The 2,319-nt window shown below is 52.0% G+C and carries 2 protein-coding genes and 1 pseudogene; all 3 read left to right on the top strand.

The genetic code is table 11. The features are described 5' to 3' along the window. Positions 1-105: 105 nt before the first annotated feature. The 3 genes and pseudogenes from BG74_RS01680 (at position 106) to BG74_RS18725 (ending at position 2,168) form a co-directional block, all read left to right on the top strand. Positions 106-873 (top strand): annotated as a pseudogene (locus BG74_RS01680) (tetratricopeptide repeat protein). A gap of 258 nt (positions 874-1,131) precedes the next feature. Continuing rightward, positions 1,132-2,049, top strand: coding sequence for an SPFH domain-containing protein (locus tag BG74_RS01675; RefSeq protein WP_066596138.1), 918 nt, complete (start codon positions 1,132-1,134; stop codon positions 2,047-2,049). Next, positions 2,046-2,168, top strand: a complete 123-nt coding sequence (locus tag BG74_RS18725) for a hypothetical protein (protein WP_256364183.1) — start codon at positions 2,046-2,048, stop codon at positions 2,166-2,168. Before BG74_RS01675 ends, BG74_RS18725 begins: the two co-directional genes overlap by 4 nt. Positions 2,169-2,319 lie beyond the last annotated feature (151 nt).

Below are 2,319 nucleotides of genomic sequence, written 5' to 3'. Positions count from 1 at the left end.
TGAAGCGCGGCATGTTCGCCCTCATATACTGCCAAAATAATTGAGAGAAATTACATGTTAAACGCCACAGTGGTTGAAATTAACGAAACCAACCTGTAGCAAACACTGGAACAGTCCATGCAGGAACCGGTGCTATTCTATTTCTGATCCCAATGTAGCCCGCATTAGGATCAGATGACGCCAGTGCTGGACAAGCTAGCGCAGGAATATGCTGGGCAATTCGTGTTAGCGAAGGTAGACTAAGACAAACAGCAGTATATCGCCGCCAAATTCGGCCTGTGCTCCATATCCCTACTTGTATATTTTCAAAAAGGGTCAGCCGCTTGATAGTTTTCATGGGCCTCATTCGGAAGAAACACTGCGCGAGCTGCTGACCTGCACTTTGCCAGATCCCGCCGAGCTGCAATTGCAGTAGGCCACAGCACTGGTGCAGGCAGGCGATTTCGCCGTTGCTCTGTGCCTTAAAAGCACTGTGGCAGGAACACAAGCCAGCCAGCGAAGCCGGACTTGTTGCTGAAGGAAACCTATCTGCAACTTATCAATCATCCCAATGATGCGCAGGAGGTGCTGGACCAGTTCCTGCTACAGGATTAAAGATACCCGCTACTAAGATTTACTGGCGCAGATCGAGCTGCTGATCCAAGCGGGCTTGATCCGCCGGAAATTCAGCAGTTGCAACAACAGGTGAAACGTGCGCCGTACGATGCCGCGCTAGCGGCGGTACAGCTGGTCCTTCAGATCCATCAAATGTATGATGTAATTAAGGAAGTGCTAGAGTTGTTAATGGGCTATTTAAAAAATGATCTTGGCACCGCCGACGGCGAAGCGCGTAAAATCTTAATGGATATTTTGGCGGCACTGGGCGGCTGGTAGGCAAGATACCGCCGTCAGCTTTATTCCCTACTGCTTACTGTATTAATCGATTCCGAACGCCAGGCGCGCCATAGGGAACACCTGCTCTCTTTTGCTGTTCCAGCCTCATCCGCTGACGGCGAAGATCGCAAAAAACGCGCTTGGCGCCGCTAAACGGCAACGATCCCGTCCGTTTTATTGCGTGCATCACTGTAACCTTGCGCGCTTTGTTGTATCTTCTCTTCCTAATTCTCTGGCACTAAAAAGGAGTCTTAACCTATGTTAATAGTCATTCTCGTTCTGGTCGTGCTCGCCTTGATCGCGGTAGCGGTGGGTATCAAGATCGTGCCGCAAGGCCATCAATGGACGGTTGAGCGATTCGGCCGCTTTACGCAGGCGCTAAAACCCGGTCTGAATCTAGTTGTGCCATTTATAGATCGTATAGGCCGTAAAATCAATATGATGGAACAGGTACTGGATATCCCTTCCCAAGAGATCATCTCCAAGGATAACGCCAATGTGACCATTGATGCCGTCTGTTTTACCCAGGTGGTGGATGCAGCACGCGCCGCGTATGAAGTCAGTAATCTCGAGCAGGCGATCCTCAATCTAACTATGACCAATATCCGCACTGTTCTTGGCGCCATGGAGCTAGACGAAATGCTGTCGCAGCGCGATAGCATTAACGTCAGGCTGTTGCAAATCGTCGATGAAGCAACAAATCCATGGGGCATAAAGGTCACCCGCGTCGAAATCCGAGATGTGCGCCCGCCGGCAGAAATGATTGCTGCGATGAACGCTCAGATGAAAGCAGAGCGAACCAAGCGCGCTAATATTCTAGAGGCGGAAGGTGTTCGCCAGTCAGCCGTTTTGCGTGCTGAAGGGGAGAAACAGTCGCAAATCCTGAAAGCCGAGGGAGAGCGGCAGTCGGCGTTTTTGCAGGCCGAGGCCCGTGAACGCGCCGCCGAAGCGGAAGCACGGGCCACGCAGATGGTCTCCGAGGCCATCGCCGCCGGAAATATCCAGGCTATCAACTACTTCGTGGCGCAGAAATACACCGACGCGCTGCAAAAAATTGGCTCTGCCGGCAACAGTAAAGTCATCATGATACCGCTGGACGTCAGTAATCTGTTGGGTGCCATTGGAGGTATCGGTGAACTCGTCAAGGAAAGCCAATCCGGCCGGAGCAAAGTATGATATTAGAGGCGATACGGGTGCATCCACACAATTTTTGGCTGATTTTGGGAGACCTGCTGGTGGTGGAAATACTGGGGAAAGCAGCTATTTACTTTGAAGCGGAGTCACAGCGCTGCTAGCGTGGCTGGGTGCCGCTTGGCTAGGAGTAGTAAGTAGGCGCGATTTTTCCGTGCTCACCATGGGCTCGGCCTGACTGTGTGTAGTGATATCGCTTGCGTGCCAGGGATCGCACGCGTCCGACATCGGCGTTAATCAGAACGGTCGGCAGCT

It is taken from the genome of Sodalis-like endosymbiont of Proechinophthirus fluctus, assembly GCF_001602625.1.
Lineage (GTDB): Bacteria > Pseudomonadota > Gammaproteobacteria > Enterobacterales > Enterobacteriaceae.
Note: the sequence above shows the minus strand (reverse complement) of the source record. Positions and strands in the feature narration are given on the sequence as shown.

What these genes read in the sequence shown, in the direction of transcription:
- BG74_RS01675 (WP_066596138.1), top strand. Translation starts at nt 1,132, where the DNA reads ATGTTAATAGTCATTCTCGTTCTGGTCGTGCTCGCCTTGATCGCGGTA.
- BG74_RS18725 (WP_256364183.1), top strand. Translation starts at nt 2,046, where the DNA reads ATGATATTAGAGGCGATACGGGTGCATCCACACAATTTTTGGCTGATT.